General features: G+C 59.8%; 11 protein-coding genes. 5 read left to right on the top strand and 6 right to left on the bottom strand.

Annotation, left to right across the window (positions count from 1 at the left end):
- Nucleotides 1-209 precede the first annotated feature (209 nt).
- The 3 genes from ppk2 to arcD (ACSFE6_RS09575) form a co-directional block, all read right to left on the bottom strand.
- Complete coding sequence (ppk2, locus tag ACSFE6_RS09585; protein ID WP_435427370.1) at nt 210-1031, bottom strand: polyphosphate kinase 2; 822 nt, start codon at nt 1029-1031, stop codon at nt 210-212.
- A 54-nt stretch (nt 1032-1085) separates the two neighbouring features.
- Nucleotides 1086-1748, bottom strand: a complete 663-nt coding sequence (locus ACSFE6_RS09580; protein ID WP_435427369.1) for a hypothetical protein — start codon at nt 1746-1748, stop codon at nt 1086-1088.
- A gap of 107 nt (nt 1749-1855) precedes the next feature.
- Nucleotides 1856-3283, bottom strand: coding sequence for an arginine-ornithine antiporter (gene arcD / locus ACSFE6_RS09575; RefSeq protein ID WP_435427368.1), 1428 nt, complete (start codon nt 3281-3283; stop codon nt 1856-1858).
- 438 nt (nt 3284-3721) lie between these two features.
- Here arcD (ACSFE6_RS09575) and arcD (ACSFE6_RS09570) point away from each other — a divergent pair, with 438 nt between their 5' ends.
- The 4 genes from arcD (ACSFE6_RS09570) (at nt 3722) to ACSFE6_RS09555 (ending at nt 8541) form a co-directional block, all read left to right on the top strand.
- Nucleotides 3722-5149 carry an arginine-ornithine antiporter gene (arcD, locus tag ACSFE6_RS09570; RefSeq protein ID WP_435427367.1) on the top strand — a complete coding sequence of 476 codons (1428 nt, stop codon included), beginning with the start codon at nt 3722-3724 and terminating at the stop codon, nt 5147-5149.
- A 35-nt stretch (nt 5150-5184) separates the two neighbouring features.
- Entirely contained in the window at nt 5185-6441 is a 1257-nt protein-coding gene (gene arcA / locus ACSFE6_RS09565) for an arginine deiminase (protein WP_435427366.1), read from the top strand.
- 67 nt (nt 6442-6508) lie between these two features.
- Nucleotides 6509-7519: an ornithine carbamoyltransferase gene (locus tag ACSFE6_RS09560; RefSeq protein WP_435427365.1), complete on the top strand. Its 1011-nt coding sequence runs from the start codon at nt 6509-6511 to the stop codon at nt 7517-7519.
- Between the two features lie 89 nt (nt 7520-7608).
- Entirely contained in the window at nt 7609-8541 is a 933-nt protein-coding gene (locus ACSFE6_RS09555) for a sugar kinase (protein ID WP_435427364.1), read from the top strand.
- 140 nt (nt 8542-8681) lie between these two features.
- On the opposite strand, the gene ACSFE6_RS09550 is transcribed toward ACSFE6_RS09555, so the two are convergent.
- Together ACSFE6_RS09550 and ACSFE6_RS09545 are read right to left on the bottom strand one after the other, a co-directional pair.
- Nucleotides 8682-8957 (bottom strand): peptidylprolyl isomerase, encoded by a 276-nt coding sequence (locus tag ACSFE6_RS09550; RefSeq protein WP_110963242.1) that lies wholly within the window; start codon nt 8955-8957, stop codon nt 8682-8684.
- A gap of 60 nt (nt 8958-9017) precedes the next feature.
- Complete coding sequence (locus tag ACSFE6_RS09545; protein WP_435427363.1) at nt 9018-11555, bottom strand: PAS domain-containing protein; 2538 nt, start codon at nt 11553-11555, stop codon at nt 9018-9020.
- A gap of 119 nt (nt 11556-11674) precedes the next feature.
- On the opposite strand from ACSFE6_RS09545, the gene ACSFE6_RS09540 reads away from it, so the two are divergent.
- Nucleotides 11675-12766, top strand: a complete 1092-nt coding sequence (locus ACSFE6_RS09540) for a PilT/PilU family type 4a pilus ATPase (RefSeq protein WP_435427362.1) — start codon at nt 11675-11677, stop codon at nt 12764-12766.
- A gap of 114 nt (nt 12767-12880) precedes the next feature.
- On the opposite strand, the gene ACSFE6_RS09535 is transcribed toward ACSFE6_RS09540, so the two are convergent.
- Entirely contained in the window at nt 12881-14842 is a 1962-nt protein-coding gene (locus tag ACSFE6_RS09535) for an acetoacetate--CoA ligase (RefSeq protein WP_435427361.1), read from the bottom strand.
- Between the last annotated feature and the right edge of the window lie 44 nt (nt 14843-14886).

Below are 14886 nucleotides of genomic sequence, written 5' to 3'. Positions count from 1 at the left end.
CGATGGACGTCAACGATAACGCGCCCTGCCTGGATGATCGCGTTGTCTGGACGTTTATCGCGAGCAGGCTCGCTCCTACAGGCTCTTCCAAGTAACCCGCTGTAAGAGCGGAACCGCCAGTGGCCATTACCGAAGAAACGGATATGCACACCGAACAACATTACCTCGCCACAAAGATCTGCCGAGCGAAATCACCCGACACCGAACCCTCAAAACTTCTGGGGTATACGCCTGTACGGATAATCCGGTTCGCGATAGCCACCGGGTTTCTGCCGCTTGGGCAATACCACCTTGTCGCGGGGCACCTCTTTGTAAGGGATGCGGCTGAGCATGTCAGAGATGATGTTAAGACGGGCGCGGCGCTTGTCATTCGAATCGGCCACCAGCCATGGCCCGTACTCGGTGTCGGTCGCCTGGAACATATCGTCCCGTGCGCGCGAATAGTCATACCAGCGGTTGTAAGACTTGAGGTCCATCGGTGACAGCTTCCAGATCTTGCGCCCATCCTTGATGCGCCCCTCGAGCCTGCGCGTTTGTTCCTCCGGGCTGACCTCCAGCCAGTACTTGAGCAGGATGACCCCCGAGTCGACAATGGCGCGCTCCAACAGCGGCACGGCCTTGAGGAACTTCTCGACCTGCTCCTTGCTACAGAACCCCATCACGCGCTCTACCCCTGCGCGGTTGTACCAACTGCGGTCGAAGATCACCACTTCGCCGGCCGCCGGCAGGTGCGGCAGGTAGCGTTGCATGTACATCTGGCTCTTCTCGCGATCGGTTGGCGCAGGCAGCGCCACCACACGGAAGACCCGTGGGCTGACTCGTTCGGTCAACGCTTTGATCGTCCCGCCCTTGCCCGCACCGTCGCGTCCCTCGAAGACGATACAGACCTTGATGCCCTCGTGCTTGACCCACTCCTGCAACTTCACCAGTTCAACGTGAAGCACGCGCAACTGTTCCAGATAATCCTTGTTGCCGAGCTTCTCGCTGTCTGCGGACTGACGCTTGCTGGCGCCCTTTTTTTCTTTTGCCATGTTCAACTCCTCACGAAAGATGATGCTGCAGGGTTCTGAAAGCAGAATGGCGGCCTATCCCCCGAGGGCTATGATGGCGGCGATCAACAGCGCCCCGGTAATGGTCAGCGCAATCGCGCCCTGCCAAGGTTTCGCACCGGCGTAACGCGCAAGCATCCAGCCGGCAATGAACAGCACGCCGAGCCCGATCAGGTTGGAGATGCGCACCGCCAGCATGGTTTGTTCGAGCAACAGAAACGGCACCACCAGCGGGAATGTGGAGGCCACCACCAGCAGAAACACCCCGAGTGCGCCCTTGAAATCTTCCAGGCACAGGCGTGGTGGCGTGGTCTTGTCAGGTGCATCGATCAGGCGCCGGCGCAGCAACTCCAAACCATCGCTACCGGCCGCTGCCGCCAGGCGTGGCGGCAGCGCATCGGCAACGAGCGCCTGCCCGGTGGCAGCGTCCGCACCGCCGCACAGGTTCGCCAGCAGATTGCGATTGCGCGTGCGCTCGATCACGGTCCGCAGCAGATACATCACCGCATCGGCCAGGCCCCAGGCGAGGTTGCAGCCGAGTGCGGCCAACATCATCACTCGCTCCGCCTCCTGATCGGAGGTGACTACGCTGACCGTTCCGGTAAACGTCATCGCCATCAGCAGGCCGAAGATGACCTCGGTGACACGGTCGACAGGATCAAGCACACGTCTCGACTTTTCCTCACCCATGCTTTGCATGCGTCCAACCTCGGCAGATCCAGGCCTGTGTGATGTTCAATAGTGGGTCATCCAGCAAAAATTGAGTGTAGTTTGAAACGCAATGACCGCCTTGTCGGCAGCAACACTCACAGCGACAGCACCCCGCTGTACAAGCCATAGGCTGCCAATCCGGCGCCGATGATCACGCCGGTAAAAATCGCTTTTTCGACGGTGGTGAACAACGGCAGGCCCTGCTCATGCTTGGCCTTGGCGAACAGAATCACCCCGGGGGCGTAGAGCAGCGCCGACAGCAACAGGTACTTGACCCCACCGGCGTACAACAGCCAGGTGGCGTAAATCAGTGCGATGGCACCAATCAACAAGTCCTTGGTGCGCTCGGTCGAGGCGTTTTCGTAGGTTTCGCCGCGCCCGCTCAACAGCACCGCGTACGCCGCCGACCACAGGTACGGCACCAGGATCATCGAAGACGCCAGGTAGATCAGGCTGGTGTACGTACTGGCGGAAAACAGTGTGATCAACAGGAAACCCTGGATCATGATGTTGGTCAGCCACAGCGCGTTGACCGGCACATGGTTGGCGTTTTCCCGGGTCAGGAAGGCCGGCATGGTTTTGTCCTTGGCCGTGGCGAAGAGGATCTCGGCGCACAACAGCGCCCAGGACAACAAGGCGCCGAGCAGTGAAATAGTCAGACCGACGCTAATCAGCAACGCCCCCCAGGGTCCGACGATATGCTCCAGCACGGCGGCCAGCGACGGGTTCTGCAAGCCGGCCAACTCCGGCTGGCTCATGATGCCCAGGGACAACACGTTGACCAGCACCAGCAACGCCAGCACGCCGATAAAACCGATGACCGTCGCCCTCCCGACGTCCGAGCGTTTCTCCGCCCGTGCCGAATAGACGCTGGCGCCTTCGATGCCGATGAACACGAACACGGTCACCAGCATCATGTTGCGCACCTGGTCCATCACGCTGCCGAAATTCGGGTTGCTGTGACCCCAGATGTCGCGGGTGAAGATGTCGGCCTTGAAAGCCACGGCGGCGATGACGATGAACATGATCAGCGGTACGACCTTCGCCACGGTGGTCAGCTGATTGATGAAGGCTGCCTCCTTGATCCCGCGCAATACCAGAAAATGCACGGCCCACAGCAGGATCGAGGCGCAACCGATGGCAATCGGCGTGTTGCCCTGACCGAACACCGGAAAGAAATAGCCGAGGGTACTGAACAGCAGGACGAAATACCCGACGTTGCCCAGCCAGGCGCTGATCCAGTAGCCCCAGGCCGAGGAAAAACCCATGTAATCGCCGAACCCGGCCTTGGCGTAGGCATACACCCCGGAATTGAGTTCCGGCTTGCGATTGGCCAGGGTCTGAAAGACGAAAGCCAGGGTCAGCATGCCCACCGCGGTGATCGCCCAACCGATCAGCACCGCCCCGGCATCAGCGCGTTCCGCCATGTTCTGCGGCAAAGAGAAGATCCCACCTCCAATCATCGACCCAACCACCAGGGCAATCAGCGCACTCAAGCGAAGCTTTTGCGTCGGTTGCGACATTCCTGCGTCTCCCTGCCGGTGCGGTCATCGTCGCGAGACCGTCACATCATTGGATTTAAGCTAAACAAGCTAAGCGTAATAACGTTTATTAACCGATGCTGGGTGAATGGTGATTTTTTTATACCTAATCACTCTAGTACACCCGATGTAAATAGCGAATTTGTTGGTAAGCCTTGAAAACGCAAATATAGCCATTGGAACTTTACAAAACAGAAAAACGAACTAGCGTCTAAACTTCAAAGGACCCCGATTGCTTTATCTATCATTGGCCGAGCCCTCTGGAAAGAGGCTTTCCCGGTCATTGATATAAATCGGCCTCATTTTTTCAAATTGAGATTAATTGGAAAATCTTGGCGACCCAGCATTGATCCAAGTCAGGTTTTGATTAGCGAAGAAAACTAAGCTGTTTTCTCTCTTTTCCCGCAATGGAGGCACACAATGTCTGATACCCCCGGAAAATTACGGCTCGGCGCACTGGTAGCGTTGGTTGTCGGTTCCATGATCGGTGGCGGGATTTTTTCTTTGCCACAGAACATGGCCGCCAGTGCCGACGTAGGCGCGGTATTGATCGGTTGGGCGATCACCGCGGTGGGCATGTTGACCCTGGCCTTCGTCTTCCAGACCCTGGCCAATCGCAAACCCGATCTGGACGGCGGGGTGTATGCCTACGCCAAGGCCGGGTTCGGCGACTACATGGGTTTCTCATCCGCCTGGGGTTACTGGATCAGCGCCTGGCTGGGCAACGTGGGCTATTTCGTCCTGTTGTTCAGCACTCTTGGCTACTTTTTCCCGATTTTCGGAGAAGGCAACACGGTGGCCGCCATCATCGGCGCCTCGGTCTTGCTCTGGGGTGTGCATTTCCTCGTGCTGCGGGGGATCAAGGAAGCGGCGTTCATCAACCTGGTGACCACGGTCGCCAAGATCGTTCCGCTGCTGCTGTTCGTGCTGATCGCGATTTTCGCCTTCAAGCTGGAGATCTTCACCGCTGACATCTGGGGCGTGAAAAACCCGGACCTGGGCAGCGTGATGAACCAAGTGCGCAAAATGATGCTGGTCACCGTGTGGGTGTTCATCGGTATCGAAGGCGCGAGCATCTTCTCGGCCCGCGCGGAAAAACGCAGCGATGTCGGTAAGGCCACCGTGATCGGTTTCATCACCGTGCTGCTGTTCCTGGTGCTGGTGAACGTGCTGTCGCTGGGCATCATGACCCAACCGGAACTGGCGAAACTGCAGAACCCGTCGATGGCTGCGGTGCTGGAACACGTGGTCGGACACTGGGGCGCGGTGCTGATCAGCGTCGGTCTGATCATCTCGCTGTTGGGGGCCCTGCTGTCGTGGGTGCTGCTGTGCGCGGAGATCATGTTCGCCGCGGCCAAGGACCACACCATGCCGGAGTTCCTGCGCAAGGAAAACGCCAACCACGTGCCGGTCAACGCCCTGTGGCTGACCAACGCGATGGTGCAGCTGTTCCTGATCATCACCTTGTTTTCGGCCAGTACTTATCTGTCGCTGATCTACCTCGCCACCTCGATGATCCTGGTGCCATACCTGTGGTCGGCGGCGTATGCGCTGCTGCTGGCGGTACGAGGCGAGAGTTATGAGAACGACGGGGGCGATCGCGGCAAGGATCTGTTGATCGGTGCCATTGCCCTGATCTACGCGATCTGGCTGATCTATGCCGGCGGCATGAAGTACCTGCTGCTGTCCGCCCTGCTCTATGCCCCCGGCGTGATCCTGTTCGCCAAGGCCAAGATGGAACTTAAAAAACCGGTTTTCACCAACATCGAGAAGCTGATTTTTGCAGCGGTAGTCGTAGGCGCCGTGGTGGCGGCCTATGGGCTGTATGACGGCTTCCTGACGTTATAAGACCTGAATGATTCGTTAACTGGAGGAACACAGAAATGACCACGGAAAAAGTTAAGTACGGCGTTCATTCCGAAGCCGGCAAACTGCGCAAAGTCATGGTTTGCTCCCCCGGCCTGGCCCATCAGCGGCTGACCCCGAACAACTGCGACGAATTGCTTTTCGATGATGTGCTGTGGGTGGCCCAGGCCAAGCGCGACCATTTCGATTTCGTCACCAAGATGCGTGAACGCGGGATCGAAGTGCTTGAAATGCACAACCTGCTGACCGACATAGTCGCCATTCCCGAAGCGCTCGACTGGATTCTTTCGCGCAAGATCACCCCTGATACCGTCGGGGTGGGCCTGATCAACGAATTGAACTCCTGGCTGCGCAGCCTGGAACCCCGCCACATCGCCGAGTTCCTGATTGGCGGTGTCTCGGGCGATGACCTGCCGGACTCTTTCGGCGGCAAGGCCATCCAGATGTTCCGCGACTTCCTGGGACACTCCAGCTTCTTGCTGCCACCCCTGCCCAACACCCAGTTCACCCGCGACACCACCTGCTGGATCTACGGCGGTGTGACGCTCAACCCGATGTACTGGCCGGCGCGCCGTCAGGAAACCCTGCTGACCACCGCCATCTACAAATTCCACCCGCAATTCACCAACGCCGACTTCCAGATCTGGTACGGCGACCCGGACAAGGATCACGGAGCTTCTACCCTCGAAGGCGGCGACGTGATGCCGATCGGTAACGGCGTGGTTCTGATCGGCATGGGCGAACGCTCGTCCCGCCAGGCCATTGCCCAGCTGGCAATCAACCTGTTCAAGAACAAGGCCGTGGAAAAAGTCGTGGTGGCCGGCCTGCCGAAATCCCGCGCGGCGATGCACTTGGATACCGTGTTCAGCTTCTGCGACCGCGATCTGGTGACCGTCTTCCCGGAAGTGGTGAACCAGATCGTCGGCTTCACCCTGCGCCCGGACGAAAGCAAACCAGACGGCATCGACATCCGCCGCGAAGAAGGTCACTTCCTCGACGTCGTGGCCAAGGCCCTCAATCTCAAAGAGCTGCGCGTAGTGCAAACCGGCGGTAACGCCTTCGCCGCCGAACGCGAACAGTGGGACGACGGCAACAACGTGGTGGCCGTGGAACCCGGCGTGGTCATCGGCTACGACCGCAACACCTACACCAACACCCTGCTGCGCAAGGCCGGTGTGGAAGTCATCACCATCAGTGCCGGTGAGCTCGGCCGCGGCCGTGGCGGCGGCCACTGCATGACCTGCCCGATCGTCCGCGATCCGATCGACTACTAACCCATCAATCTTCGGTCGCGCCGTCCCACGGGAGGCGCGGCCTGGCCAAAATCTTAGGAGATCCAAAATGGCGTTCAATATTCATAACCGCAATCTGCTGAGCCTGGAACACCACACTGCTCGCGAATTGCGTTATCTGCTCGACCTGTCCCGCGACCTTAAACGCGCCAAGTACACCGGCACCGAACAACAGCACCTCAAGGGCAACAACATCGCCCTGATCTTTGAAAAAACTTCGACCCGCACCCGTTGCGCCTTCGAAGTCGCGGCCTATGACCAAGGGGCTAACGTCACCTACATCGACCCGAACTCCTCGCAGATCGGCCACAAGGAAAGCATGAAGGACACCGCCCGCGTGCTGGGGCGCATGTACGACGCCATCGAATACCGTGGCTTCAAGCAGGAAATCGTCGAGGAACTGGCCAAGTTTGCCGGCGTCCCGGTGTTCAACGGCCTGACCGATGAATACCACCCCACGCAAATGATCGCCGACGTGCTGACCATGCGCGAACACGCCGACAAACCGGTCCACGAGATCAGCTACGCCTACCTTGGCGACGCGCGCAATAACATGGGCAACTCGTTGTTGCTGGTCGGCGCCAAGCTGGGCATGGACGTGCGCATCTGTGCGCCGAAAGCCCTGTGGCCGGCGGATGATCTGGTGGCTCGCTGCAAAAAATACGGTGAAGAAAGCGGTGCTCGCATCACCCTGACCGAAGACCCGAAAGCTGCGGTCAAGGGCGTAGACTTCATCCACACCGACGTTTGGGTGTCGATGGGCGAACCCGTCGAAGCCTGGGCCGAACGCATCCAGCAATTGCTGCCATACCAGGTCAACGCCGAACTGATGAAAGCCAGCGGCAACCCGCGCACCAAGTTCATGCACTGCCTGCCGGCCTTCCACAACAGCGAAACCAAGGTCGGCAAACAGATTGCCGAGCAGTACCCGCACCTGAAGAACGGCATCGAAGTGACCGATGACGTGTTCGAGTCGCCAGCCTGCATCGCCTTCGAGCAAGCGGAAAACCGCATGCACACCATCAAGGCGATTCTGGTGTCGACCCTGGCTGACCTTTAACGGCTAACCCGGCTAGCTCCTTGTGGGAGCGAGCCTGCTCGCGAAGACGACCGCCCAGACAACAAAGAAACACCAGAGACCCCACACCCATGAACACCCTCAACACCCTGGCCCCCAACACCCCGCGCATCGCCCTGATCGGCGAATGCATGATCGAGTTGCAGCACCGCGCCGACGGCAGCTTGCAACAGAGCTTCGGTGGCGACACCTTGAACACTGCGGTCTACCTGTCCCGTGAGTTGGGCACCGCCGGCACCGTGGACTACGTCACCGCCCTGGGCGATGACAGTTTCAGCGACGCCATGTGTCAGAGCTGGGCCGCCGAGAACATCGGCCTGGGCATGGTCCAGCGCTTGCCGGGCCGCCTGCCGGGGCTGTACTGCATCCAGACTGACGCCGCCGGCGAACGGCGTTTTCTCTACTGGCGCAATGAAGCGGCGGTACGCGATTGCTTCACCACGCCTGCCGCCGAACCGATCCTGGCGGCGCTGCCGGATTACGACGTGCTGTATTTCAGCGGCATCACCCTGGCGGTATTGGGTGTAAAAGGTCGGGAAAGATTGCTGGAAACCCTGATCGAGGCCCGGCAGCGCGACGCGCGAATCGTCTTCGACAACAACTACCGGCCTCGCCTGTGGGCCTCGGTCGAGGAGGCGCGAGCGGCCTATCGCAGCGTGCTGCCCTATGTCGATATGGCGTTGCTGACCGTGGATGACGAACAGGCACTGTTCCATTTTTCCGACTGCGAAGCGGTGTTTGCCGCGTACGAGCAGATCGGCACACCGGAAGTGGTGCTCAAGCGCGGCGCCGAGGCCTGCTTGATTCGTTGTGACGGCGAGTCATTCGAAGTGCCGGCGCAGAAAGTCGAGCGAGTGGTGGACACCACGGCGGCGGGGGATTCGTTCAGCGCGGCGTACCTGGCCCGTCGGCTCAAGGGTGGCAGCCCTCTGGAAGCCGCCGAGGCGGGGCATCGGTTGGCGAGTCGGGTAATTCAGGTGCCGGGGGCACTGATTCCAAGGTAAGTGTTGGATGGCCGCTGGCTGCGCCATCGGATCGCCGGCAAGCCAGCTCCCACAGGGATTTCAAGTTGCCATAAAAGATAGCGATGACACAGATCCTGTGGGAGCTGGCTTGCCAGCGATGAGGCCCTTAGGCCAACCGATCAATCCCGGAAAAATACCTGCACCAGGTGATACCCGAATTTGCTCTTGATCGGCCCATGCACCACCCGCAACGGTTTTTTGAAGATCACCGCATCGATCGCCCCGACCATCTGCCCCGGCCGCACCTCACCCAGATCACCGCCGCGTTTGCCCGACGGGCAGGTGGAGTATTTCTTGGCCAGCACGTCGAAGGCTTCGCCCTTGGCGATGCGTTGTTTGAGCTGCTCGGCTTCTTCGGCGGTCTTCACCAGAATGTGGCGGGCTTGAGCTTTCATGGGGCAGGTACCTTCAAACAATAAAACGGTGGCGACAGCGGGGCGCGATTATGCCCTAACTCACTCGGGTTGGCTGATCATCGTGCGAATCTTGTTGGCCAACAAATCGATGGAGAACGGTTTGGCCACCATGTCCATGCCTTCTTCAAGGAAACCCTGGCGTTCGGCGGCCATCTGCGCGTAACCGGTCATGAACAGTACTTTCAACTGCGGACGATGCTGGCGGGCGATCTCCGCCAGTTGTCGGCCATTCATGCCCGGAAGGCCAACATCGGTGACCAGCAGATCGACCCGCAGATTGGATTCGAGCAAGGGCAGGGCGGTTTTCGCATCTTCGGCTTCATGGGCGCGATAGCCCAGCTCCCTGAGCAGGTCCAACACCAGCATGCGCACCGCCGGATCATCCTCTACCAGCACCACGGTCTCCCCGGCAATCGCCGGCGGCGCCTCGCCGATCACCGGTGACAGCACATCGATTTGTTCCACTTCGTGCAGGCGCGGCAGGTACAGACGCACGCTGGTGCCCTGGCCCGGCATGCTGAACAGGCTGACGTGACCGCCCGATTGCTGGGCAAAGCCATAAATCATCGACAACCCAAGCCCCGTGCCCTGGCCGATGGGTTTGGTGGTGAAAAACGGGTCGAAGGCCTTGGCCAATACCTTGGGCGTCATGCCGGTACCGTTGTCACTGACGGCAATCATCAGGTAATCCCCGGCCTTGACCGGCTCCAGGATGTTGATGTCACTGCCGTCGAGGTACACGTTGGCGGTTTCGATACGCAGCTCACCACCATCGGGCATGGCATCCCGGGCGTTGATCACCAGGTTGAGCAGGGCATTTTCCAATTGGCTGACATCGGTGCTGACCGGCCAGGCATCCTCGGCCAGTTGCAGCTTGAGTTCGATGTGGTCGCCCTTGGTGCGGCTGAACAGCTCTTCCAGCGAATGGACCAGATCGTTGGCGTCGAGCGGCTTGCGGTCCAACGATTGACGCCGGGAGAACGCCAGCAAGCGATGGGTCAGGGCTGCGGCGCGGTTGGCCGAGGAAACGGCCGCTTCGGTAAAGCGGGTGATTTCCGCCGTGCGACCGTCGGCGATGTAGCGCTGCATCAGGTCGAGGCTGCCGATGATCCCGGTGAGCATGTTGTTGAAGTCATGGGCGATACCGCCGGTGAGCTGGCCGACCGCTTCCATTTTCTGCGCATGGCGCAAGGCGTCTTCGGCGCGCTCGCGCTCGAACATCTCGTTTTGCAGGCGCTGGTTGGTTTCGGCCAGCTGCTGGGTACGGGCGGCGACGCGCTCCTCAAGTGTTTCGTTGAGGTTGCGCAGGGCTTCTTCGGTCTGTTTGCGCTCGGTTTCGTCGATCACAAAGATGTAGAAACCGTTCACTGCGCCGTCCGCACCGTGGCGCGGCAGATAATTCATCAGTGCGTGACGGATGCTACCGTCACGGTGTGGGGTGTTGATGCTGAAACAGCAGGGCTTGCCCGACAGGGCCTGGGCAATGTACTCGGCGCGCAAGGCGTAGGCCTCATCGCCCAATACCTCGCGCACGGTCTTGCCGTAAAGCTCCTGGGGTGTCAGGCCATACCAGTCCAGATACGCGGAGTTGTTCAGGCGAAAGCGTTCTTCGCGGTCGACGTAACTGATCAGGATCGGCATGGCGTTGATGATCAGCTGCAATTCGGTCTGGCTCTGGCGCAGGGCCTGCTCGGTGTTTTTGCGTTCGGTCAGGTCCAGGGCTGCGCCGAGGAATCGAATCGGCCGACCGTGATGGTCCTTGTAGCAACGTCCGCGAGCAAACACCCAGCGCAGCTGGCCGTCGGGTTGCAACAGGCGATATTCCTCGGCGTATTCGGTGCCTTCATTGATGCAGTGCTTGATGCTGCGGGCGATCAGGGCACGGTCCTGCGGGTGGACACCGTGCAGATAAGCGCTGATTGGCAATTGCCCCGCCATGGCTGGATCGATGCCGTGCAACTGGGCAAAACGCGCGTCGGCGATGAACCTGTCCTCGCTGATATCCCAGTCCCAGGTGCCTACCGCGTCGGTGGCGGCGAGCGCAAGCTGCAGGCGCTCTTCGGTTTCCTGTTGTGCCTTGAGGCTGGCGGCCGAGCGTTGTTCCAGTTCGAGCGCGATGCGCCGGCGTTCGTTGGTTTCGATGGCAGTGACCAGGATGCCGGCGACCTCGGCATTTTCGTCACGGATCGGGCTGTAGGTCAGGTCGAGCCAGAAGTCGGAATCCTTACCATCGCGTTGCAGGGTAAAGCGCTGCTCGCTGTAGGTCCGCACTTGGCCTTGTAGGACGGCGCTGTAAATCGGGTCGGTAAAGTCTTTCAGTTCTGGCCAGATTTGGTGTGTCGGTTGTCCGAAAGCGTGCGGGTGCTTGCTCCCGGCGAGCAGAGCGAAGCCGTCGTTATAGATTTGGGTCAGCTGTGGTCCCCAGAGCAACAGCATCGGCATCGGCGAATGAATCACGATGTCCACGGCGGTCCGCAAGCTCTGCGGCCAAATGCTGGCTTCGCCCAGCGGACTGTTCGCCCAGTCCAATCGGGCAATCAAGGCCTGGGCATCGCTGCCGGTTGGTGATGCATTCATCAAGGTGTCCTGCACATAAGTCGGTGTGGCGGTGTCTACTATGCTTGCTCAGCGGTCACGGCTTTGACCCCGTATGGGGCATTTTCTGTCAATTGAAGGCTTCGCAGGTGCTTTTTGCCATGGAAATCGATGCGTTGTTAAAACGCCTGGCCAGCCAGGATGGCTCCGATCTGTATCTATCCACCGGAGCGCGACCCAGCGCACGGTTCGACGGCGTGATTACACCTCTGGCTGACCAAGCCTTCAAGCCGGGGGACATTGCGGCGATTGCCGCGTCCATCATGGACGCCGAACAGCGGCTGGAGTTCGACCGGGAACTGGAAATGAACCTGGCGATCTCCCTGGCGGGGATCGGTCGCTTTCGAGTCAATATCTTCAAACAGCGTAACGATGTGTCCATGGTAGTGCGCAACGTCAAGCTGGACATTCCGCGCTTCGAAGACCTCAAATTACCGGCGGTGCTGCTTGAAACGGTCATGCTCAAGCAAGGGCTGATGCTGTTCGTCGGCGTCACCGACTCGGGCAAGTCGACATCGCTCGCGGCGTTGATTGATTACCGCAATCGTCATAGCCAAGGTCATATCGTCACCATCGAAGACCCGATCGAGTATATCCATCGGCACAAGAAATCGATCATCAACCAGCGTGAAGTCGGCGTCGATACCCGCAGTTTCCATACCGCCTTGAAAAACACCCTGCGCCAGGCCCCGGATGTGGTGCTGATCGGCGAAATCCGTGACCGAGAAACCATGGAACACGCGCTGGCATTCGCCGATACCGGGCATCTGGTGATCTCCACGCTGCATGCGCACAACGCCAACCAGGCGCTGGACCGCATCATCAACTTCTTCCCCGAGGAGCGCCGGGGACAACTGCTCAACGATCTGGGCAATAACCTCAAGGCGTTCGTTTCCCAGCGCCTGGTAAGGACCGGTGACGGTCAGCGCCGGGTGGCCGTGGAGTTGATGCTGGGCACGCCGACCATTGGCGACCTGATCCGCCGCAATGAGCTGTCCGAGCTCAAGGGGGTGATGGAGAAGTCCGCAGCGCTGGGGATGCAGACGTTCGATGGAGCATTATTCGAGCTGGTGGTGGAGGGGGCGATCAATGAGGACGAGGCATTGAAGCATGCGGATTCGGTGAATAATTTGCGGTTGCGGCTGAAACTGCATGCTGAGGTTTCGCCGGGTGACTGGGGCCTCATGGACTGACACACAATCCCTTGTGGGAGCGAGCCTGCTCGCGAAGGCGTCGTGTCAGGCACATCAAATTCGACTGACATACCGCTTTCGCGAGCAGGCTCGCTCCCACAGGTAATCTCCATTTCAATTCTGGAGTTCTGGGCGGTTCCGGAATTGATCAAGCGCCTCAGGATTGGCCAGCGCATCGGTGTTCTTCACCTTCTGCCCATGCACCACATTGCGCACCGCCAACTCGACGATTTTGCCGCTGATGGTCCGGGGAATATCCGTCACCGCAACAATCTTCGCCGGCACATGGCGCGGCGTGGTGTTGGCACGAATGACCTCGCGAACTCTCTGTTGCAACGCATCATCCAGCACCACGCCATCGCGCAAACGCACGAACAGCACCACGCGCACATCGTCCTGCCATTGCTGACCGATGGCCACGCTGTCGAGCACCTCCGAGACTTTTTCCACCTGCCGATAGATCTCTGCGGTGCCGATGCGCACGCCGCCGGGATTGAGCACCGCATCGGAACGCCCGTGGATCATCATCCCGCCATGTGGCAGCTCTTCGGCGTAATCACCCTGGGCCCAGACGCCGGGAAACTGGCTGAAATATGAAGCCCGCAGCTTTTCCCCGTCGGGGTCGTGCCACAGGCCAATGGGCATCGCCGGGAAGTGCCGGGTGCACACCAACTCGCCTTTTTCGCCAATCACCGGCTGACCGTTGTCGTTCCATACCTCGACGGCCATGCCCAGGCTTTTGCCCTGAATTTCGCCACGGCGCACCGGTTGCCACGGATTGCCATTCACAAAACAGGACACGATATCGGTGCCGCCCGACATCGAGGCCAGGCACACATCCGCCTTGAGGTCGCGGTAGACGTAGTCGTAGCTCTGCGGTGAAAGCGCGGAACCTGTGCAGAGCAGGGTTTTCAGGCTGCTCAGGTCATGGCTTTGCCTTGGCTTCACGCCACTGCTTTGCAGCGTTGCGAGAAACTTGGGGCTGGTGCCGAAGACGCTGATGCCCTCGTCGTCGATCAGGTCGATCAAACGTTGCGGATCGGGTTGGAAAGGCGAGCCGTCATACAGCACCACCGAGCTGCCCACCGCCAGGGCCGAGACTAGCCAGTTCCACATCATCCAGCCGCAGGTGGTGTAGTAGAACAGGCGCTCGCCGGGGCCAAGGTCGCCATGCAGGCCGTGTTCCTTGACGTGTTGCAGCAGCACGCCTCCAGTGCTGTGGATGATGCATTTGGGCACGCCGGTGGTGCCGCTGGAGTAGAGGATGTACAGCGGATGGTCGAAGGGCACGGCGACGAAGTCCGGCTCGCCGCCAGGGAAATAGAAGTCGTCCCAGAGCGTGACGTTGGCAGAGGTATGAGAATGGAAGTCTTCGATGCGCGCCTCGGGTCGTGCGTAAGGCACGATGATCAACTGTTGCAACGACGGCAGGCGCTCGAGGATTTCGTTGACCTTGGTGGTCTGGTCGATCTCTTTTCCGGCGTAGCGGTAGCCGGCGCAGGTGATCAGCACTTTCGGTTCGATCTGGCCGAAACGGTCGATCACCCCTTGGGTGCCGAAGTCCGGCGACGAGCAGGACCAGATCGCCCCGAGGCTGGTGGTGGCGAGCATGGCCACCAGGGTTTGCCAGGTGTTTGGCATGCACGCGGCGACCCGGTCGCCGAGGCCGACACCGGCGGCCACGAGTCCGTTTTGAAATCCGGCGACATGCTCTGCCAGCTCAGCCCAGGTCAAGTGTTCGCGCTGGCCGTTTTCAGCCACGGCCACCACCGCAACGGCATCGTCGCTGCGCTGCAGCAAGTGCTCGGCGAAGTTCAGGGTTGCACCGGGGAACCACTGGGCGCTGGGCATCTGTGGGCCTTCCACCAACACCGCATCGGGTTGCTGATGGAAGCGGATATCGAAAAAGTCGACGATCGCCTGCCAGAAGTCCTCGCGCTGATCGATGGACCATTGGTGCAGGGCAGGGTAGTCGTCCAGGTGCACGTGATGCCGCTTGATGATGAAGCGCCGGAAGGCTTCCATGCGGGTTTTGGCGATGCGTTCGGTGCTGGGTTTCCAGAGTATGTCGGACATGATTTGCCTCTTCTTATGTCTTTAGAACCATTCGCGAGCAGGCT

It is taken from the genome of Pseudomonas baetica, from assembly GCF_051216495.1.
Taxonomy (GTDB): Bacteria; Pseudomonadota; Gammaproteobacteria; order Pseudomonadales; family Pseudomonadaceae; genus Aquipseudomonas; species Aquipseudomonas baetica_B.
Note: the sequence above shows the minus strand (reverse complement) of the source record. Positions and strands in the feature narration are given on the sequence as shown.

Bases quoted from the DNA above. Each gene is read 5' to 3' on its own strand.
- ppk2 (WP_435427370.1), bottom strand. From the start codon at position 1,031: ATGGCAAAAGAAAAAAAGGGCGCCAGCAAGCGTCAGTCCGCAGACAGC.
- ACSFE6_RS09580 (WP_435427369.1), bottom strand. From the start codon at position 1,748: ATGCAAAGCATGGGTGAGGAAAAGTCGAGACGTGTGCTTGATCCTGTC.
- arcD (WP_435427368.1), bottom strand. From the start codon at position 3,283: ATGTCGCAACCGACGCAAAAGCTTCGCTTGAGTGCGCTGATTGCCCTG.
- arcD (WP_435427367.1), top strand. From the start codon at position 3,722: ATGTCTGATACCCCCGGAAAATTACGGCTCGGCGCACTGGTAGCGTTG.
- arcA (WP_435427366.1), top strand. From the start codon at position 5,185: ATGACCACGGAAAAAGTTAAGTACGGCGTTCATTCCGAAGCCGGCAAA.
- ACSFE6_RS09560 (WP_435427365.1), top strand. From the start codon at position 6,509: ATGGCGTTCAATATTCATAACCGCAATCTGCTGAGCCTGGAACACCAC.
- ACSFE6_RS09555 (WP_435427364.1), top strand. From the start codon at position 7,609: ATGAACACCCTCAACACCCTGGCCCCCAACACCCCGCGCATCGCCCTG.
- ACSFE6_RS09550 (WP_110963242.1), bottom strand. From the start codon at position 8,957: ATGAAAGCTCAAGCCCGCCACATTCTGGTGAAGACCGCCGAAGAAGCC.
- ACSFE6_RS09545 (WP_435427363.1), bottom strand. From the start codon at position 11,555: ATGAATGCATCACCAACCGGCAGCGATGCCCAGGCCTTGATTGCCCGA.
- ACSFE6_RS09540 (WP_435427362.1), top strand. From the start codon at position 11,675: ATGGAAATCGATGCGTTGTTAAAACGCCTGGCCAGCCAGGATGGCTCC.
- ACSFE6_RS09535 (WP_435427361.1), bottom strand. From the start codon at position 14,842: ATGTCCGACATACTCTGGAAACCCAGCACCGAACGCATCGCCAAAACC.